This is a genomic window from Acetomicrobium thermoterrenum DSM 13490 (assembly GCF_900107215.1).
Lineage (GTDB): Bacteria > Synergistota > Synergistia > Synergistales > Acetomicrobiaceae > Acetomicrobium > Acetomicrobium thermoterrenum.
In genome coordinates this window covers 190,184-214,070 of sequence record NZ_FNPD01000001.1, presented here as the reverse complement: position 1 = coordinate 214,070, position 23,887 = coordinate 190,184, and the positions used below count along the sequence as shown (strand labels likewise).

At 49.8% G+C, this 23,887-nt stretch carries 27 protein-coding genes; 2 read left to right on the top strand and 25 right to left on the bottom strand.

Features of this window, described 5'->3' with window-relative positions; all coding sequences use genetic code 11:
- Nucleotides 1-4: 4 nt before the first annotated feature.
- The 13 genes from purB to prfB form a co-directional block, all read right to left on the bottom strand.
- The gene (purB, locus tag BLU12_RS01160) at nt 5-1,297 is read right to left on the bottom strand and encodes an adenylosuccinate lyase (protein ID WP_091459957.1); all 1,293 of its coding nucleotides are present in this window, start codon (nt 1,295-1,297) and stop codon (nt 5-7) included.
- Nucleotides 1,294-1,812, bottom strand: coding sequence for a DUF4416 family protein (locus BLU12_RS01155; protein WP_091459955.1), 519 nt, complete (start codon nt 1,810-1,812; stop codon nt 1,294-1,296). The genes purB and BLU12_RS01155 overlap by 4 nt, the downstream gene beginning before the upstream one ends.
- Nucleotides 1,793-2,146, bottom strand: a complete 354-nt coding sequence (locus tag BLU12_RS01150; RefSeq protein WP_091459953.1) for a hypothetical protein — start codon at nt 2,144-2,146, stop codon at nt 1,793-1,795. Before BLU12_RS01150 ends, BLU12_RS01155 begins: the two co-directional genes overlap by 20 nt.
- A 24-nt stretch (nt 2,147-2,170) precedes the next feature.
- Complete coding sequence (ftsY, locus tag BLU12_RS01145; RefSeq protein ID WP_091459951.1) at nt 2,171-3,088, bottom strand: signal recognition particle-docking protein FtsY; 918 nt, start codon at nt 3,086-3,088, stop codon at nt 2,171-2,173.
- Nucleotides 3,089-3,097: 9 nt separating this feature from the next.
- Nucleotides 3,098-4,180, bottom strand: a complete 1,083-nt coding sequence (locus BLU12_RS01140; RefSeq protein WP_091459949.1) for a PSP1 domain-containing protein — start codon at nt 4,178-4,180, stop codon at nt 3,098-3,100.
- A complete protein-coding gene (locus tag BLU12_RS01135) occupies nt 4,155-4,919 on the bottom strand; it encodes a DNA polymerase III subunit delta' (protein WP_091459948.1) in 765 nt (254 codons plus the stop codon). The genes BLU12_RS01140 and BLU12_RS01135 overlap by 26 nt, the downstream gene beginning before the upstream one ends.
- Nucleotides 4,895-5,185 (bottom strand): DUF327 family protein, encoded by a 291-nt coding sequence (locus BLU12_RS01130; RefSeq protein ID WP_234945351.1) that lies wholly within the window; start codon nt 5,183-5,185, stop codon nt 4,895-4,897. The genes BLU12_RS01135 and BLU12_RS01130 overlap by 25 nt, the downstream gene beginning before the upstream one ends.
- 122 nt (nt 5,186-5,307) lie before the next feature.
- Nucleotides 5,308-5,937, bottom strand: coding sequence for a dTMP kinase (gene tmk, locus BLU12_RS01125; protein ID WP_091459946.1), 630 nt, complete (start codon nt 5,935-5,937; stop codon nt 5,308-5,310).
- A gap of 2 nt (nt 5,938-5,939) precedes the next feature.
- On the bottom strand, nt 5,940-7,301 hold the full coding sequence (locus BLU12_RS01120; RefSeq protein ID WP_091459945.1) for an MlaD family protein: 1,362 nt from the start codon (nt 7,299-7,301) through the stop codon (nt 5,940-5,942).
- On the bottom strand, nt 7,298-8,065 hold the full coding sequence (locus tag BLU12_RS01115; RefSeq protein WP_091459943.1) for an ABC transporter ATP-binding protein: 768 nt from the start codon (nt 8,063-8,065) through the stop codon (nt 7,298-7,300). The genes BLU12_RS01120 and BLU12_RS01115 overlap by 4 nt, the downstream gene beginning before the upstream one ends.
- Nucleotides 8,065-8,844, bottom strand: a complete 780-nt coding sequence (locus tag BLU12_RS01110; RefSeq protein WP_091459941.1) for an MlaE family ABC transporter permease — start codon at nt 8,842-8,844, stop codon at nt 8,065-8,067. Before BLU12_RS01110 ends, BLU12_RS01115 begins: the two co-directional genes overlap by 1 nt.
- Before the next feature lie 41 nt (nt 8,845-8,885).
- Nucleotides 8,886-10,637, bottom strand: coding sequence for a SpoIVB peptidase S55 domain-containing protein (locus BLU12_RS01105; protein ID WP_091459939.1), 1,752 nt, complete (start codon nt 10,635-10,637; stop codon nt 8,886-8,888).
- A 5-nt stretch (nt 10,638-10,642) separates the two neighbouring features.
- Nucleotides 10,643-11,762, bottom strand: a protein-coding gene (prfB, locus tag BLU12_RS01100; RefSeq protein WP_143270366.1) for a peptide chain release factor 2 whose coding sequence is annotated in 2 segments (ribosomal slippage) — nt 10,643-11,689 and nt 11,691-11,762 — 1,119 coding nt in all. Because the reading frame shifts where the segments join, the coding sequence is not laid out codon by codon here.
- Between the two features lie 99 nt (nt 11,763-11,861).
- On the opposite strand from prfB, the gene BLU12_RS01095 reads away from it, so the two are divergent.
- Nucleotides 11,862-12,635: a biotin--[acetyl-CoA-carboxylase] ligase gene (locus tag BLU12_RS01095; RefSeq protein ID WP_091459936.1), complete on the top strand. Its 774-nt coding sequence runs from the start codon at nt 11,862-11,864 to the stop codon at nt 12,633-12,635.
- A gap of 4 nt (nt 12,636-12,639) precedes the next feature.
- Entirely contained in the window at nt 12,640-13,677 is a 1,038-nt protein-coding gene (gene selD / locus BLU12_RS01090; protein WP_091459935.1) for a selenide, water dikinase SelD, read from the top strand.
- Here the strand turns inward: selD and BLU12_RS01085 are convergent.
- The 12 genes from BLU12_RS01085 to fabD form a co-directional block, all read right to left on the bottom strand.
- The gene (locus BLU12_RS01085; RefSeq protein WP_091459934.1) at nt 13,674-14,528 is read right to left on the bottom strand and encodes a hypothetical protein; all 855 of its coding nucleotides are present in this window, start codon (nt 14,526-14,528) and stop codon (nt 13,674-13,676) included. The two genes, selD and BLU12_RS01085, sit on opposite strands and share 4 nt — an antisense overlap.
- The gene (pyrE, locus tag BLU12_RS01080) at nt 14,528-15,121 is read right to left on the bottom strand and encodes an orotate phosphoribosyltransferase (protein WP_091459933.1); all 594 of its coding nucleotides are present in this window, start codon (nt 15,119-15,121) and stop codon (nt 14,528-14,530) included. The genes BLU12_RS01085 and pyrE overlap by 1 nt, the downstream gene beginning before the upstream one ends.
- Nucleotides 15,118-15,804 carry an orotidine-5'-phosphate decarboxylase gene (gene pyrF / locus BLU12_RS01075; protein ID WP_091459932.1) on the bottom strand — a complete coding sequence of 229 codons (687 nt, stop codon included), beginning with the start codon at nt 15,802-15,804 and terminating at the stop codon, nt 15,118-15,120. Before pyrF ends, pyrE begins: the two co-directional genes overlap by 4 nt.
- On the bottom strand, nt 15,801-16,751 hold the full coding sequence (locus BLU12_RS01070; RefSeq protein WP_091459931.1) for a dihydroorotate dehydrogenase: 951 nt from the start codon (nt 16,749-16,751) through the stop codon (nt 15,801-15,803). The genes pyrF and BLU12_RS01070 overlap by 4 nt, the downstream gene beginning before the upstream one ends.
- The gene (locus BLU12_RS01065) at nt 16,738-17,517 is read right to left on the bottom strand and encodes an iron-sulfur cluster-binding protein (RefSeq protein WP_091459930.1); all 780 of its coding nucleotides are present in this window, start codon (nt 17,515-17,517) and stop codon (nt 16,738-16,740) included. The genes BLU12_RS01070 and BLU12_RS01065 overlap by 14 nt, the downstream gene beginning before the upstream one ends.
- On the bottom strand, nt 17,507-18,820 hold the full coding sequence (locus BLU12_RS01060) for a dihydroorotase (protein WP_091459929.1): 1,314 nt from the start codon (nt 18,818-18,820) through the stop codon (nt 17,507-17,509). Before BLU12_RS01060 ends, BLU12_RS01065 begins: the two co-directional genes overlap by 11 nt.
- A complete protein-coding gene (locus BLU12_RS01055; RefSeq protein ID WP_091459928.1) occupies nt 18,817-19,746 on the bottom strand; it encodes an aspartate carbamoyltransferase catalytic subunit in 930 nt (309 codons plus the stop codon). The genes BLU12_RS01060 and BLU12_RS01055 overlap by 4 nt, the downstream gene beginning before the upstream one ends.
- Before the next feature lie 14 nt (nt 19,747-19,760).
- Complete coding sequence (pyrR, locus tag BLU12_RS01050) at nt 19,761-20,300, bottom strand: bifunctional pyr operon transcriptional regulator/uracil phosphoribosyltransferase PyrR (RefSeq protein WP_091459926.1); 540 nt, start codon at nt 20,298-20,300, stop codon at nt 19,761-19,763.
- A gap of 303 nt (nt 20,301-20,603) precedes the next feature.
- Complete coding sequence (gene fabF, locus BLU12_RS01045; protein WP_091459925.1) at nt 20,604-21,842, bottom strand: beta-ketoacyl-ACP synthase II; 1,239 nt, start codon at nt 21,840-21,842, stop codon at nt 20,604-20,606.
- 66 nt (nt 21,843-21,908) lie between these two features.
- Nucleotides 21,909-22,160 carry an acyl carrier protein gene (gene acpP, locus BLU12_RS01040; RefSeq protein ID WP_009201349.1) on the bottom strand — a complete coding sequence of 84 codons (252 nt, stop codon included), beginning with the start codon at nt 22,158-22,160 and terminating at the stop codon, nt 21,909-21,911.
- A 24-nt stretch (nt 22,161-22,184) separates the two neighbouring features.
- Entirely contained in the window at nt 22,185-22,931 is a 747-nt protein-coding gene (fabG, locus tag BLU12_RS01035; RefSeq protein WP_091459923.1) for a 3-oxoacyl-[acyl-carrier-protein] reductase, read from the bottom strand.
- A complete protein-coding gene (gene fabD, locus BLU12_RS01030; RefSeq protein ID WP_091459921.1) occupies nt 22,928-23,881 on the bottom strand; it encodes an ACP S-malonyltransferase in 954 nt (317 codons plus the stop codon). The genes fabG and fabD overlap by 4 nt, the downstream gene beginning before the upstream one ends.
- Between the last annotated feature and the right edge of the window lie 6 nt (nt 23,882-23,887).

Genomic DNA, 23,887 nt, shown 5'->3' with positions numbered 1-23,887 from the left:
TCCATTATTTGTCGAACCTGTCGAATATATCATCAACATATCGCAAGTAATAGCCAATATCGAAAAGCTCACGCAATTGATCCGCCGAAAGCAAAGAGGATATTGCCGGATCTTGAGACAGCATCACCCTGAAATCGCCCTCTCCGTTCCAACATTTCAGGGCATACCGTTGAACGATCCCATAAGCCTCATCTCTGTTCATGCCCCTTTCGACGAGAGCAAGCAACACCCTCTGACTGAAAATCAGCCCTCTGGTCAGCTCGATGTTCTTGGCCATCCTTTCAGCATCTATTTCCATAAACTCCACAATGCGCTTAAAAGTGCGAATCATGTAGTGGGTGATATGAAAGGCATCGGGCCAGACAACCCTCTCGACCGAGGAATGGCTAATATCCCTCTCGTGCCAAAGCGCCACGTTTTCCATTGCGCTAAGGCTATATCCCCTGAGCAGGCGCGCCATCCCGCATATGCGCTCACATAAAATGGGGTTTCTTTTGTGCGGCATTGCAGAGGAGCCTTTTTGACCCTTTAAAAAGGGTTCCTCTGCCTCCAACACTTCGGTACGCTGTAGATGCCTGATCTCCAGGGCCATATTTTCCAAAGAGGAAGCAAGCAAAGCGAGGGTTTGCAAAAGGAAGGCATGACTGTCTCTCTGAAGGATTTGATTGGATATGGGCGCCGGCTTTAAGCCTAAAAGCAAGCAGGCCCTTTTTTCTATCGACGGCGGACAGTGGGCGTAAGTACCTACCGCTCCCGATATTTTTCCGTAATTTATCTGGTCATGAGCCAAACTCAAGCGCTCCTGCGATCGCTTCAGCTGAGAATGCCAATTTAGGAGTTTAAGGCCGAAACTCATTGGTTCTGCGTGAACTCCATGGGTCCTGCCTATGCAAGGCAAGTATTTGCAGGAAAAGGCTTTGTCCAACACAAGCTTGGACAGCAAGGACAATTCTTCCATGACAACTTCGAGAGATCTTTTTAAAAGTAGGGCCGATGCCGTGTCCAGGACATCGCTGCTTGTGAGGCCCAGGTGGATGAACCTCCCCTCCTCTCCGACGCTTTCGGCAACACAAGAGACAAAGGCTATTACGTCATGATGAACTTTAGATTCTATTTCCTTTATGCGTTCGATATCGAAGGTCGCCCTTTCCTTGATAACCTCGTAAGCTTCTCGGGGTATTACCTCCTCTTCCTTCCATGCGTGACAAACCGCCAATTCCACTTCAAGCCAGGTCCGATATTTATTTTCATCGCTCCATATGTGGCGCATAACTTCGGTTTCGTAACGTTCTATCACTGAAGAGTCCTCCTTTTCCTCATGTCGGAAACCCAATCCCTACGCACTACGTCAAGAAAGTCGTCGTAAAGGCCGCTCTTGAAATCCGGGAAGGTATGATCGTAGGAAACCCACTTGCCGAACATATAACGCAGGGTCACCTCAGCAAATATGCCCTCCGAAATGTAAATCCTATGGGCATGATCCTTCGTTGATGCCAGAACCAACCTTGCTCCGTCGACGTAGCCCGGATCAACGTTTATCTTGCGTTTGTGCCCGCTCTGTTTTTCCAGGACAATTGCCTGCACTTTCCACCTTACAAGCTGATCTGCAGGCCAAAGGCCCTCCATGCTGACGAAAGCCTTATAAAGGACGGGGGATATATCCCTGTAATAATCGGTATGGTCAAAGGGATAAACCGGACTCCTCCTCTCTACGGACCCCCACAGCGAGGATATGCCGTCGATCGTCCACCTATAAAAAGCTTCGTCGGGGAATAAAAAACCCACCAGCAGCTTAACCAGAGGAGGAGCCATTCTTGGGTTCCTTTCCTTTGCTCGGGCTCTTTCTTTTCTTTCGGCAGGTCAAAAAACCGAGGTCTAATCCATTCCATCTCAAGGGAACAGCCCCCTTCTTTTCCCTCTCCTCGACCTTCAAAGCCATATCCTTTGCCTCGAGATAGTTCCAGAGGGCTTTACCTATAGCTGCCCATCGAGCTGTTACCAGCTCGTCCTTAGATATCAAGCAAGTCTTGTCGCCGACGGAAAAACTGGCTGCTTTGAAGGCGGTCCCATAAAGTGCTCTAAGAGAATCTCTAACGGTCGCATCTTCGCTCAAAACGATATGATGATCCAGGCTTTCTTCTCCCAAAGTCAGACCTCCTTTGCCGCTCAATTAAGACAGAAGTGCCTCTACAAAAGATCGTGGCTCAAAGAGCTCAAGGTCTTCGCTACCCTCTCCCAAGCCCACATATCTGATCGGAAGGGACATCCTTTGGGCGACCGCAAGAATTATACCACCTTTCGCAGTGTTATCATATTTAGCCAAGATGACCCCCGTCAAACTCAGTGCTTCGTTGAAAACCTCAGCCTGATAGAAGGCATTTTGCCCCATTACTGCATCCAAAACCAGCAGCGATTCGGAGGGCTCTTCGGGCAATCTCCGCTCCACTACCCTTTTGACCTTTTTCAATTCCTCCATTAAATTGTGCTTTGTGTGGAGCCGACCTGCGGTATCGGAAATCACAAGGTCCGCATCGGATGCAACGGCGCTTTCTATCGCATCGTAAATAACGGCTGCCGGATCTCCTCCGACATCGTGGGCCACGACGCGAACGCCTATCTTTTCACCCCATACCTTTAGCTGGTCGATAGCGGCCGCGCGATACGTATCGGCAGCGGCCAACAGGACCTTTTTGCCCTCACTTGTAAATTTGGATGCCAACTTTGCCGCCGTTGTAGTCTTTCCACTTCCGTTGACGCCTACCAGCAAGACCACTGCAGGTTTGTTTTTTGTCTCGATTGGTTTTCCCATACCGGGAATTTCCTCCAGTTTTCGAACGATAAGATCGACGAATTTCTCCTTTAGAGCCGACGCATCCTTTATATTAGATTTCTTGGCCTCCTGTCTCAATTCGGCAACGAGTTCATCCGTAAGGTCGACCCCCACATCGCCAAGCAAAAGCTGCTCCTCCAGACCATCCCAAAAGGATTCATCGATTTTCTTGCCCGGGGCAAAGAGAGACCCTAAGCCTAACCAGCCCTTTTTCACGTTTTGCAGTTTTTCTTTTAATGCGTCAAAAAAAGCCATCATTTCACCTCATTAAATTTTACTTTTACGCTTTCTGCCTTTTGTTTTTTGCTTTGTTTTGCCTTTACCGTTGCGTGTGTTTTCGTTCTTTTCTTCTCTTCTGTTGTCATTCGACGGTCTCGAAGGAGAAGATTCGACACTTGAAGTACATGTCTTGCTCAATGACTGAGCAACTTCAGCTATATCAATATCATCTGATTTTGGATGCAAACTCCATTTACCTCCATCCTCGACGGTCTTTCGAAAAAGGACAAATTCACCGACAGGCACTAAAAACTCAACTCCTTCGGGGCTTCTGATTCTCACGGAACTGCTCGCCAAATCGACGCCTGATATATGGTAATTTCCGGAGGGCGTCTTTATTTTTGTACCGGGATTCGGCAAATCCTTCCATAGTTGCTTATAGAAGTCATATTCGTAGCTCATGCAGCACATGAGCCTACCGCAGAGGCCCGATATTTTCGATGGATTAAGCGCTAAATTCTGCTCCTTTACCATACGGATGCAAATGGGGAAAAATTCAGACATCCAATAATTACAACAGCAGGGATTTCCGCAGGGCGCCAAACCCCCAAGGATCTTCGCCTCATCCCTTGCCCCTATCTGCCTCAGCTCTATTCGGGTTTTAAACTCCCTGGCGAGATCTTTTACGAAGCATCGAAAATCCACCCTCTGCTCCGAGGTAAAATAAAAATACAACTTTTTTCTGTCTAATACATATTCCACATCCACTATCTTCATCGGAAGATCGTGGTTCTTGAGTATTTTGCGCACTAAGGGGAGGGCCTCTTCCTCTTCCCCTCTCTGCCGTTCTGCTTCGGAAAGATCCTCCTCATCGGCTAACCTCAAAAGGTTAACACACTGCCATAAGGGCTCTGTCGACCTTATATTATCGCCTTCGTCGTACTCCTTAGGAGACTCGAATTTTTCTTTATATTTACGCACCTGTTCTTCGCTCAAAGTCCCCGCGACATATCCTAATTCGAGCCCTCTGGAGCTTTCTACCACGACTTTAACGTTTTTTTCGAGATGTACTTCGCAATCATATATCAACCCCAAAAATCGGGGCTTACCAAAGATTATCAAATAATTCATCGGATAATTCCTCCTCCAAGAAAGCATAAAGGAGATCAAAGGCCATATAGTTAGGGATGTGCCCCTTTTCGGCTATCAACCTGATCTTATCGATCATCGCAGCTCTTTCGATCTCGCCATTTCCGAGGCACCAGTTAATCCACATATTCATCATAACAAGGGCTTCCTGCTGCGTCATCTTTGAGGCTGACGCGATCAATGACAGCCAACCGTCTTTTCCCTCGGGCAACGCCAGCGGACTTACCTCTTCCTTCAGGTCAATGGTCAATTGCCAGGTACGACTTTTAATCGTTTCGGGCAATCCCCCGCCATCGGAAAGTATGAGGAGAGCCCCCCAAGTTGGAGGTTCTTCCAATATTTTGAGCAGACTGTTGGCGGCAGGAAGGGACAATCCGCTTCCCCTAGGTATGGCAAGGAAGCGCCTCGGTGCAACAACAGGAGCTAAATATAATTCAGCGGCCATTTTCCTGCAATCGTCTATCCCGGGCGACTTGCCCCATTCAACGGGCCTTATAAAATCGGGGTGATCCCCTTCGTTCCAGCTCCTGCATGAGGGGCATTCGTCGTCTCCATTTCCGCTTTCGCACAGATAAAGGCGTGCCATCTCCACGGCAATTTTCTCGTGAAATGGATCTGGTGCCTCTATAAAAAGCGCATGGGGTGCTCTGGAAGACATAATTGCCGTGGAAATCGTTTTGAAAGCCTCGCTTTTCCTTATAGCAAAAGCGATATCAGACATCCCTTAATCTCCTCGATTATATTCAGTATGACGATCTTTTCTCTCTCTTTGTCCAATGCATCCTCGAGCATCGACAAAGAGCTCTCTGTCCTTTCCACAATCGTATATATTTTGTTGCTGCGCGAAGAAAATCCGTACTCTCTTTTAACACGCAACTTCTCCAGTATCAAGGCAATGATCTGACGAACGAGCAACCTATATTTATGTATCAGCTCTTTGGAGGGATACCTGGACAAGGCCATCCCCAGGTCGTCCAGCTCTCTCAAAAAAGAATCCACCTCTTCCCTATCGACGTACCCATCGAATGGTTCGCCCTTTTTACGCCTCCACCCTGTGTCCCTTTGTCGAGCTGTCCCAATCTGCAGCCGTTACGCTATGACGCCTTTCTTTATAATTTATCCTTTCCACCTTCATCCATAAAGTCCTCCACTACTCTGGCAATTTCTTCAAAAACTTTTTCTTCTTCGTCCCCGGAAAAGACTCGCCTTATCCTGACAGGGTTTCTTTTGGACAGCTCTTCGTATCCCCTTCGTACCACCGCGAGAAACCTCTCTTCCTCGAGTCTATCTGAGGCACTTCTCGCTTTGATCCTCTTCATCGCCGTATCAACGGAAATATCTAGCCATATAGTAAGATCGGGGAGGGGAAAACCAAGCAGAGAAAAAAGCCTTTCCATCTCTTCCAAGGGCAGTCCCTTGCCCCATCCCTGATAGGCAAGAGTGGAATCGGTGTAACGTTCGCATATCACTATCTGCCCCTTCACCAGGGCAGGTTTTATCTGCTCCTCAACGTGCTCGCACCTGTCTGCCATGAAAAGAAAAAACTCGCTCCAAGGTCTCCAATCGCTGTGTAGCAAGATATCACGAAGCTGCGATCCTCCGCTCCATCCTCCCGGCTCGCGTGTGATCAGCACTCTTTCGTTCCCAAAAATGTTCGACAGATGTTCGTACAATCTTTTGGCGTGAGTCGATTTTCCGGAACCGTCTATGCCTTCAAAAGTAATAAACAACCCGATCACCCTTAAAATTTGTAATAAACGCCTACGGATTCGCGTCTCTCGTCGTCCAATTCGTCATGGCGAAAGAGAAGGCCGTATCGATCGTTGAGGTTGTAACGACCCTCCAACGACCATGCGCCCGATCCATCGTCCCACCATTTTCCGATCAACTGTATTGGAAAAGAGGTCGGATCTCCTAAGCCGAGACCTACTCCCAAATCGTCCCTGACCAGACCGCCCCAGAGGGATATCCATTTCCACCTGTATCCGTAACTTAACGTAAAGTCGCTCCCGTCGCCCAGATCGTCGACGCCAAAGAGCAGAAAATCCTTTCTGTTTTTCATGCCGAGCGCCACGTTGACATCCATGTAGGCATCTTCTCCCCTTCCAAAGGTCTTGCCCCTAAGGGAGACATCTCCTTTTACCTCTATCTCCTGGATGGCCTTTAACGCGCTTTGGGCTGCTTCCTGGGTTTGCCTTACATCCTCGAGCAATTTGGGAAGATTGCCCTTACCGTCGCCATCCCCGCCCTCGCTGAAAAAAGTCTTTTCGAGCTCGACTACGAATCTCTCGAAGGCAAGGGCAGCATCGGAGGCATTTTTTACAAGTTGTTTGACGTCAGCAGCAAAGGGCCCTTCCCGATCCAATTCCTCCGCCATGGCGCTTAATCTGGCGACCAAGTCGCTTGCGTTAGCCATGGTCTCTTTGAATGCCTGTCTGTTTTCGGCCAGGATCTCGTTCATATTTGAAACCATGCCGTTGGCATTATCCAGAAAAGTCCCCAATCTTCCCCTCATGTCACCCAAAAAGACTATGCCCTCGTCGGACAATCCCTTCAAGCTCTCCGAAGCCTCCTCGGCACTTTCAAGAAATGAGGGAATTCTTTTCATGGCCTTTTTTAGGTCTTCTAACTCTTCATCGCCTATGAGACCGCTAAGATTGTCGATGAAAGACCGCAGGGAATTGAGGTTTCTTTCCATCTCCTCAAGAACGCTCCACACATCAGGCGTCGTCGTACCTTTTACTGGACCCGGGGGGACTATAAAGGTATCGCTACTCCCTCTTCTGATCTGAAGGGACGCCTCTCCCAAAAGCCCTCCTCCCTGCACGAAAAATTCGCTGTCCGAGGGTATATTCACACCTTCTTTGATGAAGGCAGAAACGGTTACGCCCCTGTCAGCGAGGAAGACGTCTTCCACATAACCAGTCTCCACACCGGATATATAAACCGGGGCTCCCGGAGGCAACCCCTTTGCCTCTGGCAATTGAACTTCCAAGATATAGCCCCTTTGACGCACTAAACGACCACCCGACACAAATATCAAGCCAGCCAAGAGCGCCAAGCCAAGGAACACAACCAGGCCTATTTTAACCTCCTGCTTCATGGGGCACTCCCCCTATGGCGTATCGATTTGGTTCCGAGAAGAAAAGAGGTCACCTCCGGATCCGAAGAGGCCTCCCACTCCTCAGAGGTTCCCATCCATACGATGTCTCCCTCTTTCATCAAAAAAACCCTATCGGAAATCCCCAGCGCCGACACTACATCGTGCGTAACGGTCATTGCGGAGAGATTGTGTCTTCTGCTCAAATCGGCTACGAGGCGATCGATGTGCCTTGCCGTCTGGGGATCAAGCCCCGTCGTCGGTTCGTCCAACAATAAAAACGACGGTTTATAGACCAAAGCTCGGGCAAGGGCCACACGCTTCCTCATGCCGCCAGAGAGATCGGCCGGCATGAGATCCTCCGTATCCGGGAGTTCAACGGATTCCAACATGGAAGAAACCATTTCCCTCATTAAGCCTTCGTCTTTGATGTCAAGGCAGTATCGGAGAGGAAATGCCACGTTTTCAAAGACCGTCATGGAATCGAATAAAGCTCCGCCTTGAAAGACTATGCCCACCTTCTTCCTGATATCTATCAGTTCTCTTTCCGAAAGATGCGTTATATCCCTGCCGTAAAGATGGATTTCTCCTTCGTCGGCCTCGATAAGCCTCAATATAAGCCTTAGGACCGTCGTTTTACCGCAACCGGAAGGGCCCATGAGGGCGACCACTTCCCCCCTCTTCACGGAAAAGCTTATATTCCTCAAAACTTTCTTATCGCCGAAGGATTTGCTGACCTTCTCGAAACGCAAAATATATTCTTCCACTAAACCCTTCCTCCAAATAAAAGGGTTGACAGCATGTAGTTTAGTATCAAAATTAACATATTGCTCCACACTACCGCTAAAGTGGTAGTCTCGCCAACCCCTTTAGCCCCTCCCTCAGCCCTGAAACCGCAGGCGCAGGCTACTATTGATATTACGAAGCCGTAGACCAGGGATTTCAATAAGCCGCCATTAATGTCATAGACGTCGACCAAAAGTTTTATGGAATCCTTGAATATGAGAGGGTGGATGCCACGAAAGGCGACGTAAAGATAGCCTCCCAAGGTACCTACGGTCATCGAAAATATAGTTAAAATGGGCAGCATAACCAAACTTGCTAAAATCCTCGGCACCCCTACGAAAACGTATTCGTCCAGACCAAAGGCTCTCAGGGCATCGAGCTGTTCCGTCACCCTCATAGTCCCTATCTCGGCCGCCATGGAAGACCCCACTCTGCCGGCAACCACTATGCCCGTTAAGACTGGCGACATTTCCCTTATCATGCTCAAGGCAATGACCCCTCCGATATATCCGGAGGCGCCGAACCTCATAAATTGATCCAAAGTCTGGACAGCCATCACCATGCCTGTAAAGGCACTTATGACGGAGACCATGAAGACCGACTGCACTCCTACCCGCTCCATCTGATCTGTGATGGAACGAAGATCCACACGAGCACGCGGCAAATGAACCAAAACATGAAAAGCCAACGACGCGATCCACCCCAAAAGATCTAGAAAAGATGCAGTCGCCTTGCCCAGGGTCTCCAGCCATTTGACCATGATTTAAAACCTTTACCCTCTCGTCACAATAGTTTTAAGTTTTAATTACCCTCAATATTCTGTATAGTTAATGTGCGCCTCAAGAGCCCCTCCACGTAATAGTTCGTATCGAAGACTTTGAAGGTGCCCTCCTCCATTCTACGTTTTTTCATCTCCGAAACCAATTCGTAATTTTCGTCCAGGGGCATACCCCCTCCCTCTTCGAGAAGAAAGCCGTAAAGTAACTCCACGATCACCTGATTATTGGATTCCTCGGCTTTGATCTCGCTTAAAAGCTCATCGAAGGAAGTTATGGCTCTCCAGCCGGACATCAATGACACCTGTGATGGTTCCGCAATTCCACCGCCTCTGACGACGACCTCGCACAATCCTGCAGCCCTTTCCGGAACCTTTAGTTTCAGCTTCTTCACCTCGGGTTCGCCGCGAAAATTTCTCAAAGTCACGTGAACATCCAAATCTTGGCCTTTCTTGGCCTCATCTTTGTTGGGAATCTCCAACTTTTCAATATATACGATCTCCGGTTTCCTGGTGACCTGAAGTTCAACGTGTATGCCCATTGGCTCTATCTCCTTGAACCTGTTCAGCGAAAGGGAGGAAACTAATCTCATAATTTCCTGGTTTACAATTTGTCCTATTATATCATTATCGGAAAAGTAAACATTTTTTCTCGAGAATCCTTCCGTGAAGCCCTTACCCTCTATTTTCACGGAAATGTAACCCGTTCCCTCGCCTACCCTTCCCCAAAGATCGTCCAGAAGCCCGAGCAAAGCGCCGGGCAGTACCCTGTTCATCAAAAAGGGGTCATTTACTACCTGGAATCGCTTGGAGGTGCTTTTTCCAGATTCATCGGTAAACTTCACCGAGACTTCCACGCCATGGGGAAAACTCCCCACCCTTCCCGCAATAGCCTGTGGTCTGTCCTGGCTCACTACACCAACTATGGAAAGGGGGCTTCCCAGTTTAAAGGGGCTTCTTATGCTGGGAATCACCTCGTGCACCCATGACCGCGTAAGAGGAAAGGAAACATCGCCGCGATTTAAAAAGGGGTGTGCGAAGGCCAAAAAATTACCTTTGTCGTCCAATGCCGTCAGAGTTCCTGTGGCACCAACGGTGACATCGCCCCAGGCCAGCAAAACCCCTACGGAATCACCGGGATTGAGCTTTGCATTGTAATCCACGGAAATTCCTCCCTGCGGCAGATCGAAGGGCAAAACCTCCGCTCTACCCTTTAAATCGTCGGATATCCTCTCTGCCCCCCTTCTGCTTACTCCCGATGCTATCATGGGGGCATTTTTGCCTTCATAAAAACCATGTTTTACCACGCCGTTTGCCCCGGAGGATCTCTCTAAGGCTTTGGTCATCTCTTCGATTGGCGTCACTAAGCCGAGATTGTGATCGCTGAATTCCCATCCGTATCCGATTGCTCCAACGAGCTTTCCCCCTATGAAGAAAGGGCTTCCGCTCATTCCGGCAGCTATTCCGCCGATTTTTTCCACCAAAGGCCCCTTTGCCCTGATTAGGATTAGGCTTTTGGGCTCGCTTTGGCTGGGAATTATGCTCACCACTTCGGCAGGAAAGGAAACCCGCTCCAGACCCTTCACTACCGTTACGACCTCTCCCTGCATTCCCGGTTTAAGCTCGCTCAGAGGAAAGAGGGGAACTTTTGGGACGAAAGTCGCGGCAAAAGCCGAACCGTTAAAAAATGCGTGCCCAAAGACCAGAAGCGACGCCAAAACAAAGGCGAGGTAAAATCTCCTCCTGCCCAAGCTCTTAAACAGCCCATTAAAAGCCATAATTTTTAAGCCCCCTTAGCCTTGATGGTATCTTTGCGCATCCTCAGGTAAGCTATTACAAAATCGTCGATGTCCCCGTCCAGCACAGCATCGACGCTGTAGGACGTATAGCCCGTCCGATGGTCCTTAACCATCGTGTAGGGGTGCAATACATAAGACCTTATTTGACTGCCCCATCCGATTTCCTTCTTCTCTCCGTGGAGATCATCGAGCATTCTCTGCTTTTCCTGTTGACGCCTTTCGTACAGCTTTGCCTTGAGAAGCTGCATCGCAACCTGTCTGTTCATGTGTTGGGATCTTTCGTTCTGACAGGTCACAACTATGCCCGTCGGGATATGTATCAACCTGACAGCCGAATCGGTCATGTTGACGTACTGGCCGCCGGCACCGCTTGCCCTAAAGGTCTCCATTCTTATCTCTTCCGGCCTTATCTCGATATCAGCATCATCAGGCAATTCGGGAATAACCTCGACGGAAGCAAAACTGGTGTGCCTCCGCTTCGACGAATCGAAGGGCGATATTCTGACCAGCCTGTGAATGCCCTTTTCGGCCTTCAGATAGCCATAGGAACAAAAACCCTTAATCAAGATAGTGGCATATTTAATTCCGGACTCCTCGTCGGGGAGTATATCGATTACCTTTGTTTCATAGTTATGCCTTTCGGCCCACCGCAAATACATCCTCAAAAGCATTTCTGCCCAATCCTGGGCGTCCAAACCGCCTGCCCCTGCGTGAACGGTCAAGATAGCGTTCGATTCATCGTACTCCTCGTCCAAAAGAAGCTCCATTTCCATGGAATCTATCTCTTTTCTCAAGCGAGATGCCTTATCGTAAAACTCACCTATCAACTCTTCATCTTCGGTCTCATTAAGCAGTTCGGCCAAAACTTCCAGTTCTTCCCATTCCGCCTTCATCCTTTGCCACTGGCCCAACAAATCTTGAAGGTGGGACAATTTTTGGGTAACTTTCTGAGCATCGGAAAAATTCCAAAAATCAGGAGAGGAAGTTCTGTCGATGAGAGCTTTTATCTCGCTTTCCAGGGTATCGACGTCAAAGACTTTCCCGCAACTCATCCAAAGATGAGCGCAGTTCCTCCAAAACCGTTGAAATCGGCTTTAATTCCATATGCATACCTCCCATTATAGTCTTTTAGTTTTATTTTTCCTCAAGGTAAAATTTATTATATCATTGACGGAGATTTTAATAGCAGGAGAGACATAGCCCATGGAAGAAAGCCGTATTAGCAACGAGACACTCAAACTGCCCATCTTCAAATTCGACGTCCTTCAATCGACTCAAACTAAAGCAAGGGAGCTTTACGATAAAGAAGGGCTAGACCTCTTCGTCGTTTGGGCAGCAGAACAGGCTGCAGGAAGGGGAAGGAGAGAAAGGAGCTGGCACTCTCCGAAGGGAGGTTTGTACTTTTCCCTTTTTTTCAAAAAATTAGGGAACTTGCCCTCTCCCCAACTGATAAGTCTGGCCGCAGGGGTAGCCATAAAAGATGTGATGGAGAAATTATACGACATACCCTGTGAGCTGAAGTGGCCAAACGACATACTATATCAGGAAAAAAAACTATGTGGTATATTAAGCGAGGTCGCAAGCTGCGGCCAAGAAATTGATCACGCCATCGTGGGCATTGGGATAAACGCCAACACAGATCTTTCTGGCTTGCCCGAAGGGATATCGAGGGAAGCAATTGCTGTTAAAAATATACTGAATCGTGAGGTCGATCTTGAAGTCCTTTTAGCCACAGCATGCACCGAAGTCTTGGACCGAATTTCAAGGCTTGCGACACGGGAGGGGCGAAGTAAGACAATAGCCGATTACAAAAGACATTGCCTGACCTTGAACTCTCAAGTGATCGTTTATCTGGACAAGGGAAAGGTGAGCGGACGTGCTTTTGATATTACTGGCGAAGGTGCGCTTTTGGTCGCCACGCCGAAAGAAACCTTAACGCTTACTACAGGCGATGTAATCCATTTAAGAAGAAGGTGATCCGATGCGCTTGACCGAACTGGCAAGGACGAGCGGCTGAGCCGCAAAACTTGGTCCGGCGGACCTGAATAAATTGCTCGATAACTTTACGGTACAAGAACATCCCAGGCTTCTTTCCTCCTGGAAGGGGGGAGAAGATGCTACCCTGTGGATCCTCTCCGACGAAAGGGCTGCCGTGCTGACGGTAGACATAATCACACCCGTCGTTGACGATCCCTATACCTGGGGGCAGATAGCGGCTGCCAACTCGCTAAGCGATGTATTCGCCATGGGAGGAAGACCGCTTCTGGCCTTAAACGTCGTCGGTTTTCCCATAAACTGCCTGCCGCTGGATACCCTTTCCGCCATCCTGGAGGGTGGCATGGAAATGGCGACGAAGGCCGGTGCCATAATGGCCGGAGGACATACCGTTGAGGACGAAGAACCGAAATATGGCCTCGTTGTTTACGGCGAAGTGGCCCTGAACGAAATATGGCGCACTACCGGGGCGAGGCCGAAGGATAAGATCATTCTCACTAAACCGCTGGGAATCGGCGTTTTTTCTACGGCCCTGAAGGCCGATTTGCTCAGCAAAGAAGAGGAAGAAGTCATGATATCTCAAATGGTGAGTTTAAACGATCTGCCTTTGCACCTGCCCCAAGAGGTGCGCCGCAAGGTCCATGCCTGTACCGATGTAACAGGTTTCGGCCTCATCGGTCACCTTTTGAACATGTTAGACGAAAACATTGATATAAGAATTGAAGCCAAAAGGGTTCCCCTTTTGGAAGGGGTGACCGAAAAAATATCGATGGGGCTCGTCCCGGCAGGAGCCTACCGTAATAAAGACTGTTATAAAAGCACGGGCAAGGTTACGGGATTGGAATCTCTTGACGAAAACTTGGAAGATGCGCTGTTCGATCCCCAGACTTCGGGAGGTCTCCTTTTGGCCGTCGACCCCGACGTCGAGGATGTCATACTTGACGTCGCAAGAAAGAAGGGCTTTGTGGGAAGCAACGTAATAGGAGAAGTGTTGGAGGGCAAGGGAAAAGTAAAGATAAATTAACCATAAACCGCTTTAAATCGGTTCCAAAGGGTGAGGTAGATATCGTGCAAATAGGTGGTCCACATCTCATCGACCTTTGGCGTCGGCAATAGGATGGCGCATGATAAATTTGAAAGGGTTTCTCTTATCAAGGGAGGAGACCATACGTCGGCCACGACAAGGCCTCCTCTTGCTTTTGCGTATTCTATATATTTTTCCAGTTCAACGATACCTTCGCCCCTTCTCCAATCATCAAAACAATTTACGGGCGGTCTCAACGTTTCGGCGCCAGAGGCTTTCAGTAAAAACTCCATTCTTCCTGATAAATCGAGGATGAAAAGGCCCTCCATTATTTCCCTCCCCACCCCGATCACGCTGTCCAACCTGCTTTGAAATTCCGCCAAACGTCTTTGAAAGTAGTCGTACATGGACGGCTCTATCTCGGTGAGCAAAACCAATACACGGCTTGCCGTAAAAGAAATGGTGGCCGGGTCGAAGAAATATTTATCGAAGACATATCTATCGTAGGGCAAAAACTCGTATATGTACTTCACCTTTTTTTCGCCCCTCGGTATTCCTCTCTCTCCCGGCGTCAGGGCAATCAGGTAAGCATCTTTCGGCCAACTCCTCAGACGCTTGGTCAGGGAACCGTCTTCGGCCCAGTCGAAAAGCGAGTGCACCTCTACTACCGGACCTCCTACAAATCGGACAAGGACAGCAACTTCGGGAGGTGTTGCCACAACCGTGGCAATCTTACCCTCGACCGCCATGGCCTTCGAGGGTAAGAAAACCAGGGCAAGAAGAAAGAGGGTAAGAAATGTTTTTTTCACAAGTACAGCCATCGCAAAAAGACCGCCATTTTCGTAGCTCATTATTTTATATCCTTTGTTTTTTTGCTGCCTGGTTTCACTAGGGGAAGCCCTTCCTTACAAAGTGGACATTCCTCCGGTTTATAGACGGGAAAGACCTTCTTGGCAAGGCTAAACAGCTCCACTTCAAGACCTGTGTTTTCCGTGCTTCTGTCCACTATACACCCCGAGGCAACCCATTTACCGCCAAGTAACTCTAATGCTTCTCCGACTTCCTTTATCGATCCTCCCGTCGTCACCACATCCTCTATGACGGCAAATCTCATCCCCTCTGGTGCGGGAAACCGACGCAACCTCATCTTGCCCTCTTCTCTTTCGCAGAATATAAAGGGGACGTCTAAAGCCCTGGCCACCTCATGGCCTATTATTATGCCCCCCAGCGCGGGGCTGGCTATGATATCGGGGGCGCTGGGTCTTATTAAGTTCGCCAACCTTTCGCCGACGTAAGCTGCATAGCGCGGAAACCGCAAAAGCAAAGCGCATTGTAAATAGTTACCGCTATGGAGGCCGGAGGACAGAAGGAAATGGCCTTCCAGCAAAGCACCGCTGTCGGCAAGCATCTTTTCCAGGAGATCTCCATCATTTACGCCATTCACGAACACGCCACCTCCCCTTTGATAGCGGTAAGCGCCTCTAGGGGGTCCGAAGCCCGGAGGATTGGCCTGCCTATCACTATAAAGTCGGCTCCCTTCTTCTTGGCTTCACCGGGAGTCATAGTCCTGGCCTGATCGTCGTTCGAAGTACCCTCAGGCCTAACGCCGGGCACTAAAGTAAGAAGCTTGGCTGAAACCCTCTTTATCGATTCTAAATCCCTGGGAGAGCAGACGACACCGTCTATGCCGGCCTCATCGGCCAGTTTGGTCCTCATTTCGATCGCATCTTCGATGCCGCATCCCGGAGAGACGGCTTTCCACTCTTCTTCGTTAATGCTAGTCAGGACTGTAACGCCAAATAATTTCATATCGGGGTTCGCTTCGTTTCGCCCCTTCACCGCCTCGCACAACATCCGCTTTCCTCCGGCAATGTGGAGGGTAAGCCCAAAGATTCCCATTTCGGCTATGGCTGAAACGGCATCCTTGACTGTGTTGGGTATATCGTGCAACTTAATATCCAAAAATACTTTCCAGTTCTTCCCAACAGAAAGTATGAAGTCTCTACCTCCCTGACAGAAAAGCCGCGGCCCTATTTTGACGTATTTCAAATCGGGTCCCAGCATCTCCAGGATTTTTTCTGCGGAAGTCAGGTCCTTTACGTCCAAAGCCAGTACGATTTCGCTCAAAAGCGATCACCTCTTCCCTTTCCTATTATATCCGCCACGGAACCGACGCCCCAAAGGGCCATCCTTTTAGTCAAACTTTCATAGATATCAGATATGCATTTCAGGTCATGCATCAGCATGCTGCCGATCTCTACGGCGGCAGCCCCGGCAAGGAGCATGGCCAATACATCTTCGTCGCTGCAAACGCCTCCACAACCTATTACAGGTATGGAGACCGACCCTGCCACTTCGTAAAGACATCGCAATGCAAGAGGAAATACGGCGGGGCCAGACAGGCCCGCAAATATCCTGTCGAATACGGGCTTTTTGGCTTCCACGTCGATGGCCATTCCAAGCCAAGTATTGGATACCACCAAGGCATCGGCACCGCCATCCTCGGCAGCTCTTCCGACGGAGGGCAAATCGAAGGCCTGAGGCGTGAGCTTAACCCAAAGCTTTCCTTCCCAAGCTTTTCTTGCCGCCAAAAGAACGCTCGAGACACCATCCGCACTCATTCCCCAGGCCATACCGCCGCAATCGACGTTAGGACAGGAAACGTTTAATTCCACGGCCGCTATGTCCTTCTCTGCGGATTTGAGCAAGACCAGGCTCTCTGTCGTCTCTTCAAGGGACTCCACGGCCAGGTTGACGATTACGGGAATCCCGCTTTTGGCAAGATGGGGCAACTCTTCTTTTATAAAGACCTCTACTCCCCTGTTTTGAAGCCCTATACTATTAAGCACTCCAGATGGGGTTTCCCATATCCTGATGCCACTGTTGCCTGCCCTGGGGCGACGAGTCAACCCCTTGCTGCAGATTGCTCCAACGCCTGCACTATAGGGCTCCTGCCAGAAGGAAGCATCGTGAGGCCAAAGGCCCGAAGCTATTATCAAAGGGGAGGGAAGGGTCAATCCGCCTATGGAAACGCTCAAATCGGGTAAGCTTTTCGAGACGTCAGATAAGCTCATCCAAAAATACCTCCGAAAGATCGAAAACAGGGCCGTCATGGCACACTTTAAGCATGCCCCTTTGCGTTTTCACTGTACAGGAATGACATCCCCCGATGCCGCAACCCATCCTTGACTCAAGCGACGCCATGATAAGCGACTTTCCCCCAAATGCCCCGTATACCGCTTTAAGCATGGGAACAGGACCACAGGCCCATATCTCATCGATCAAATCCCCTTCTTTTTTTAAAACGTCCGGGGCAGTTCCCTTGTAACCCAGTGATCCGTCGTCGGAGGCCACGGTCAGACCGGAGACTTTACTGCTTGCCCAATCTGCCACGCCTGCCCAATCCCCGTTTGAAACGCCAAAGACGAAGCTGCTTACAACATCGGAGTGGAATTTCCAGGCGCACAGCAAAGGCGCCACTCCTATCCCTCCTGCGACCAACGCCAAAGACCTTCCCCTTGCGGCAGTAAAGACACCGTTCCCAAGGGGTCCCCGAAGGCGAAAGGGGGTGCCTCTTTCGCAAGAGACGATATCTTTCGTACCTCTGCCCACAACCTTCACCAAAAATTCGACGTCATTTTCCGACCAATCGACCACGGCAAAGGGCCTGAGCAAAAAGGGGTCGCTTTTCCATCGATGAGGTCCTAGCATAAAAAATTGTCCCGGCAAAATTTCGGGAAGAAGTTCTTTCGTCTCAAATCTCAACGAATACACGCCTCCGCCCAAAAAGGCCTTGTCGATCAAAAAACCTTCCCGTTCCAGTCCACGGCTACAATGCATGACATACCTCTTCTTTTAGACGATTATAAACTATTTTACCTTCCAGGATGGTCAATACCGGCCATCCCTTAAAGGTAAAGCCGTCGTATGGCGTTATCCTCGCCTTGCTTTTCCAGTTTGCCACATCGACTTTCCCCTCAAGGTTCAAATCAATTATCGTCAAGTCGGCCTTCGAGCCGAGCTTCAGTTTTCTCTCAAGTCCGATTACCCTTCCCGGTCCCGTCGAAAAAAGCTCGAAGAGCCTTTCCTTTGAAAAGGGCCTGCCCCTTCTATTCCATCTATCGATGACTGCAGCCACGGCGCACTCAAGGGAAGCTATCCCAAAGGGCGCAGCCTCAAAGACAACATCCTTTTCGTCTACGTGATAGGGGGCGTGATCGGTTGCTATGGCATCGATCGTCCCATCCTCCAGGCCACGCCAAAGAGCCTCCACATCCTCTCCGCTCCTCAACGGAGGATTGACCTTAAGGGAAGAGGAAAAGGCAGAATGCAATATCGTCTCTTCGTCAAAGAGAAGGTGGTGAGGTGTCACATCGCACGTAATTGGCAATCCCCGTTCCTTGGCCCGCCTTATGGCCTCCAAAGCCTCTTTGGTGCTTATGTGAGTCAGATGAAGACGACCGGAGGTCTCCTCGCACAACCTTATCGCTCTTTCTGCTCCTATTATCTCGGAGCTTCGCGGTATCCCCTTAAGACCGCAAAGGGCACTCACTCTGCCTTCGTTAATTTGCCCCCCTTCGGAAAGACTTAACTCTTCTGGATGCTCCATGAGGGGCACCCCTACATCCTTGAGGTATAAAAGAGCTATTCGCATGGCCTTAGCCGAAATCACCGGAGAGCCGTCGTCGGTAAAAAGCACCGCCCCTTCTTTTTTCATTGCTAACATCTCGGTAATCCGCCTGCCTTCTCTTTTCACCGTCACGGCACCCGACGGAAGCACCCTTGCTCCCCCGGCAACCCTCCCCTTTTCTGCGACGTAACGGACGATAGAAGGTTCGTCCACTGCCGGAGTGGTGTTAGGCATGGCGACCACATGGGTAAAACCTCCTGCCGCGGCAGCAAGAGAACCGCTATAGATATCCTCTCTCCAAGTCTGGCCCGGATCCCTCAAATGGGCATGGAGATCGACAAACCCTGGACAAGCCATGAAGCCTTCAAGATCGTAAAATACATCCTCTTCTTGCAAGCTGTTGCTTTCTGAAGGAACCAACTTCGTCACACTGCCCTTCTCAAGGAGAAGATCCCATTTGCCCTCTCTCAAACTCCTTCCATCATAGAGGAACACTTTACGCAACCAAATCATCTACCCGCACCTCCGGCTAAATACAGGAAAAGTAAAGCCATCCTGACGGCCACACCGCTTCTCACCTGATCCAACACTAAACTTCTGCTTCCGTCAGCCACAGAACTTTCTATTTCGACACCCCTGTTCATGGGGCCGGGATGCATCACTATTGCATTTCTTTCGGCATTACGCAGAAGTTCTGTCTTCACGCCCCATCGATTGTGATATTCATCGATGCTGGGAAAGAGACCTTCCTCCTGTCTTTCACGCTGAATCCTCAAGGCATATACAATATCGGCGCCTTCTACGGCCTTTTTGGGATCCGGTTCGTATTCGGCGAGATCGAAAACGTGAAGGGGGATCAAGGACCTTGGGCCTGAAACCACCACATGAACTCCCATTTTCGAGAAGGCGTGAATGTCACTCCTTGCTACCCTGCTGTGCAGTATGTCGCCAATTATCGCCATTTTGCGGCCCTTCAAATCTCCAAAATGTCTCCAGGCGGAATAAAGATCGAGCAAAGCCTGAGTGGGGTGAGCCCTCGCTCCGTCACCTGCGTTGATGATGCACGTTCCCGAAAGCTTGTTTATCAGGTATTCCGGCGTCCCGACTTCCCTATTTCTAACGACAACGGCATCCACTCCCATTGCTTTGATCGTCTTGGCAGTATCCTGAAGGCTCTCCCCCTTTGATACGCTTGATCCCGAGGCGGACCAGTTAATCACGTCGGCGCTCAAGAATTTTTCCGCAAGCTCAAAAGACGTCCTGGTTCGCGTGGATGGCTCGAAAAATAAATTGGCAACGACCTTTCCCCTCAAAGCGGGGACCTTTTTTAATGGCCTTTCCATGACCTCTTCCATCTTACAAGCCTCTTCCAAGACGACGTAAAAGTCGTCTTCGCTAAAGACGTCTACGTCTACCAGATGGCTGTGTTTCCAAGGCATAAAACCACACCCCCCTACTCCTTCTCCGCTATGACTATACCGTCCTTGTCGTCGAGCTCCCTGACGTAAACTTCTACGACTTCATCCCTTGAAGTGGGAACAACCCTTCCTACCACATCGGGATGAATGGGAAGCTCTCTATGCCCACGGTCCACTAAAACGGCCAGCAAAACCCTCCTCGGTCTTCCCATATCCATCAAGGCATCAAGGGCAGCTCTCACCGTCCTTCCCGTGAAAAGAACATCGTCAACCAGCACTATATCCTTGCCCGTTATGTCCACGGGCATGGTCGTGCTGTGCACCATCGGATGATCGGCCATTAACGAAAGATCATCCCTGTAAAAGGTTATATCCAGCTCTCCGCAGGGAAGTTCCTTATAACCCGAGGACTTAATGACGTCCCTGATCCTGTGGGAAAGATATACCCCTCTTCTTTGGATCCCCACCAGGACTGCTTCGTCAGTGCCGCCAAGTTTCTCCAAAACTTCATGGGCTATCCTTCTTATCGTAAGATCCATTTCCTTCTCGTCCATCACTACAGCCTTGACTTTCACTCTCGCCACCTCCCTAAAAAAAGAGCTTCCATGAAAAAGACCTCACGGAAGCTCTCGAAACTTTTTAAGACAGCCCCTTCGTTGGGCTCTGTCTTTATTATCAAGTCTTTGTTTCACAATAATTTACCTCCCCGCAAAAGATATCTCCTTTAGAAGAGAGTATATCAGAGGGCAAACTTTTATGCAACCGGTTGCATAAAAGTTACATAAAAATAAAAAGGGAAGACCACATGCTTAACATTCGGCACAAGAGCGGATCTTCCCTTCTTGATCGTCCGACAACTAAAAAGAGAACCTGGCAGTTTAACCTTCATAACGTTGTATTGCCAAAACGGCATTATGCCCCCCGAAGCCGAAATTGTTCGACAAAGCTCGACTGATCTTCTTGTATACTGGAGATTTTCCCACGACATTGATGGGGCATTCTTCGTCAAGTTTTTCAAGGTTGATGGTTGGATGGACGACGCCTTTTTCCAGGGCCATCAGCAGAGCGATTAACTCGAGGACACCTGCCGCACCCAAGCCGTGTCCCACCATTGATTTTGTGGAATGGACCAAAATATCATCTGTGTGCTCCCCGAAAAGGGCTCTGATCGCTTTGGCCTCCATCGTATCGTTTAAAGGCGTGGATGTGCCGTGGGCATTTATAAGCTCAACCTCCGCAGGATCCCAACCCGCCATGGCTATAGCCATCTTCATAGCCCTGACCGCTCCCGCTCCATCGGGATCCGGAGCGGTAATATGATAGGCGTCGGTGGTATTTCCGTAACCTACAAGTTCTCCGTATATCTTGGCGTTCCTCTTTTTTGCGTGTTCAAGCTCCTCCAGGACAAGCACTCCCGCACCTTCGCCCAAAACGAAACCGTCCCGGTCTGCATCGAAGGGACGCGATGCGTGCTCGGGGTCATCGTTCCTGGAAGACAGTGCCTTCATGGCTGCAAAACCAGCCACGCCGACGGGCGTAATGGCAGCTTCCGCACCTCCTGCAAGGATTACGTCGGCTTCTCCCCTCCTAATGGCATATATGGCCTCACCTATAGTATGCGTTGCAGTGGCGCAGGCTGTTACGGCACATAGGCTTGGGCCCTTGGCGTTGCATCTTATTGCCACGTAAGCTGCGGGCATATTGCTTATCATCATGGGAATGAAAAAGGGGCTAATCTTGTTAGGGCCTTTTTCTATCAAGGCCTTGATGTTTTGAAAACTCGTTCCTATACCACCTTCGCCGCTCCCCAAGTAAACCCCAACCCTCGTCGGATCCTCCATGCTCAAATCCAAAGCGCTGTCTTTGATTGCCATATCCGAAGCGGCGACGGCAAAATGTATGACCCTGTCGGTTTTTCTGGCTTCCTTTTTTTCAAGCCACTGTCCCGAATCGAAATCCTTCACTTCGGCAGCTATTCTTACAGGATAATCGGAGGCGTCGAAAAGCGTGATATATCCCACGCCGTTTTTACCCTCCTCAAGGGCCTTCCAGAATTCATCTTTACTGTTTCCGATAGGACTTACGACGCCAACCCCAGTTATCACCACTCTTCTCAAGCTGTTCACTCCTTCGATTAGTGGTGTAGAGGCTCTTGCGGGATGACCTGCAAGAGCCCTATGCCTTTACTCTTCTACACCAAGTTTGGTCTTAATGTACTCCAATGCTCCTCCGACGGTAGTAAGCTTTTCTGCGTCTTCGTCGGGGATCTCGATATCGAACTCCTCTTCGATGCCCATGATGAGTTCAACGATATCGAGCGAATCGGCACCCAAATCCTCCACGAAGGAGGCTTCCATCGTGATCTGATCCTCATCGACATCTAATCTGTCCATTACTATTTGTTTGAGTTTTTCCTGGATTTCTTCCAATCTCATCTTTACTCACCTCCTTCCAAAATACTAATGCATGACCATTCCGCCATCTACAGCTATGACCTGTCCGGTGATGTATTCGGCATCATCGGAGACCAAAAAGGCCACCAAGTTCGCAACATCCTCCGGTCTGCCGGCCCGACCGAGGGGCACACGGCTCAAAAACTGCTCTCTATATTGGTCTCCCAGCTTTTGAGTCATATCCGTCTCTATGAACCCCGGCGCTACCACGTTTGCCGTTACCCCTCTGGGGCCGTACTCCCTGGCAACGCTTTTGGCAAAACCCACCAACCCGGCCTTGGCTGCAGCGTAATTGGACTGACCTGCGTTTCCCATCAGGCCCACTACAGAACTCACGTATACTATCCTTCCCCATCTCGCCTTCGCCATATCCCGCAGAGCTTCCCTCGTACAGTAGAAAGCAGAGGTAAGATCTGCCCTTAACACATCATCCCATTCTTCGTCCTTCATGCGAAGCAAAATGTTGTCCCTTACGACTCCGGCATTGTTGACCAGGATGGAGACAGGTCCCAGATCCCTTTTGATGGCCTCAAACATCCCTTTGACGCTTTTGGCATCCCCTACGTCGGCAAGGAAAACTCTCGCCTCGGAATTCATCTTTCTTATCTCAGATGCTACCTCCTCGGCCTGTTCTGCCGAGGATCTGCAGTTTAATGCAACGGCATAGCCCAGACTTCCCATCTTCAGTGCAATAGCCCTTCCTATGCCCCTGCTGGCACCTGTTATTAAGACCACCTTACAAACCGAAGTCATTCTACTTGAGCACCCCCCAAAAAATCAAGAGCTCCCTTTAATTTTTCCGGGCTATCGAGGGAGTAAACCTTGACGTCTTTAGCGATCTTTTTGATCAAGCCCGTCAACACTCCGCCGGGGCCGACCTCCAGGAAGAAATATGCTCCCGCCCCCCTCATGAACTCCACCGACTGGGTCCATAACACGGGACTGTAGCTTTGAAGGAGCAGGGCCTTCTGTATTTCTTCCACGCTTTCAAGGGGTTTGGCGTTTACGTTTGCCACTACAGGCCACTTGGGCCTTCTCCACTCGCAACTTTTAAAGGCCTCGCTCAACCCCTCAGCAACGGGGCGCATCAATGAGGAGTGGAAAGGGGCACTTACCTTTAACGGAACAGCCCTTTTTGCCTTTCTCTCCTTGGCCAGTACTATAGCGCGATTTACCGCTTCGGTATGTCCGGAGAGGACGATCTGTTGGGGCGAATTGTAATTTGCAGGCTCACAAAAAGATTCGGCCGTCGAGGCTAGGCTACATATTTCTTCGACCGTTTCCTTGTCCAGTCCGATGATGGCAGCCATGGCACCGACGCCAAGAGGAACGGCCTGCTGCATGAGCTTGCCGCGAATATTGACGAGCCTTACTCCATCCTCAAGTTTTAAGGCGCCCGAAGCGACCAGGGCCGTATACTCCCCTAAGCTGTGACCGGCAACGAAGGAGGGATCCAACTCTTTCCGCATGGACTTCAGCGCTTCGAAGGCGGCAATAGAGACGGTCAGGATAGCCGGCTGGGCGAACTCTGTCTTGGTCAATTCCTCTTCGGGGCCCTCAAATATGACCCTGCTAAGAGGAAAGCCAAGGGCTTCGTCGGCTCGCAAGAACATCTCCCTGGAGACGGTAAATTCGTCGTAAAACTCCCTTCCCATGCCCACTTCCTGGACACCCTGGCCCGGAAAAACGAACGCATATGCCAAGGAATT

Coding starts and splice junctions, on each gene's coding strand:
- fabG (WP_091459923.1), bottom strand. CDS start 22,931: ATGACTTCGGTTTGTAAGGTGGTCTTAATAACAGGTGCCAGCAGGGGC.
- BLU12_RS01085 (WP_091459934.1), bottom strand. CDS start 14,528: ATGAGCTACGAAAATGGCGGTCTTTTTGCGATGGCTGTACTTGTGAAA.
- BLU12_RS01105 (WP_091459939.1), bottom strand. CDS start 10,637: ATGGCTTTTAATGGGCTGTTTAAGAGCTTGGGCAGGAGGAGATTTTAC.
- BLU12_RS01135 (WP_091459948.1), bottom strand. CDS start 4,919: ATGTCTGATATCGCTTTTGCTATAAGGAAAAGCGAGGCTTTCAAAACG.
- BLU12_RS01065 (WP_091459930.1), bottom strand. CDS start 17,517: ATGCATTGTAGCCGTGGACTGGAACGGGAAGGTTTTTTGATCGACAAG.
- BLU12_RS01120 (WP_091459945.1), bottom strand. CDS start 7,301: ATGAAGCAGGAGGTTAAAATAGGCCTGGTTGTGTTCCTTGGCTTGGCG.
- BLU12_RS01095 (WP_091459936.1), top strand. CDS start 11,862: ATGGAAGAAAGCCGTATTAGCAACGAGACACTCAAACTGCCCATCTTC.
- BLU12_RS01070 (WP_091459931.1), bottom strand. CDS start 16,751: ATGAGCTTATCTGACGTCTCGAAAAGCTTACCCGATTTGAGCGTTTCC.
- acpP (WP_009201349.1), bottom strand. CDS start 22,160: ATGAGATTGGAAGAAATCCAGGAAAAACTCAAACAAATAGTAATGGAC.
- BLU12_RS01060 (WP_091459929.1), bottom strand. CDS start 18,820: ATGATTTGGTTGCGTAAAGTGTTCCTCTATGATGGAAGGAGTTTGAGA.
- BLU12_RS01110 (WP_091459941.1), bottom strand. CDS start 8,844: ATGGTCAAATGGCTGGAGACCCTGGGCAAGGCGACTGCATCTTTTCTA.
- BLU12_RS01155 (WP_091459955.1), bottom strand. CDS start 1,812: ATGGCTCCTCCTCTGGTTAAGCTGCTGGTGGGTTTTTTATTCCCCGAC.
- ftsY (WP_091459951.1), bottom strand. CDS start 3,088: ATGATGGCTTTTTTTGACGCATTAAAAGAAAAACTGCAAAACGTGAAA.
- BLU12_RS01055 (WP_091459928.1), bottom strand. CDS start 19,746: ATGCCTTGGAAACACAGCCATCTGGTAGACGTAGACGTCTTTAGCGAA.
- BLU12_RS01140 (WP_091459949.1), bottom strand. CDS start 4,180: ATGAATTATTTGATAATCTTTGGTAAGCCCCGATTTTTGGGGTTGATA.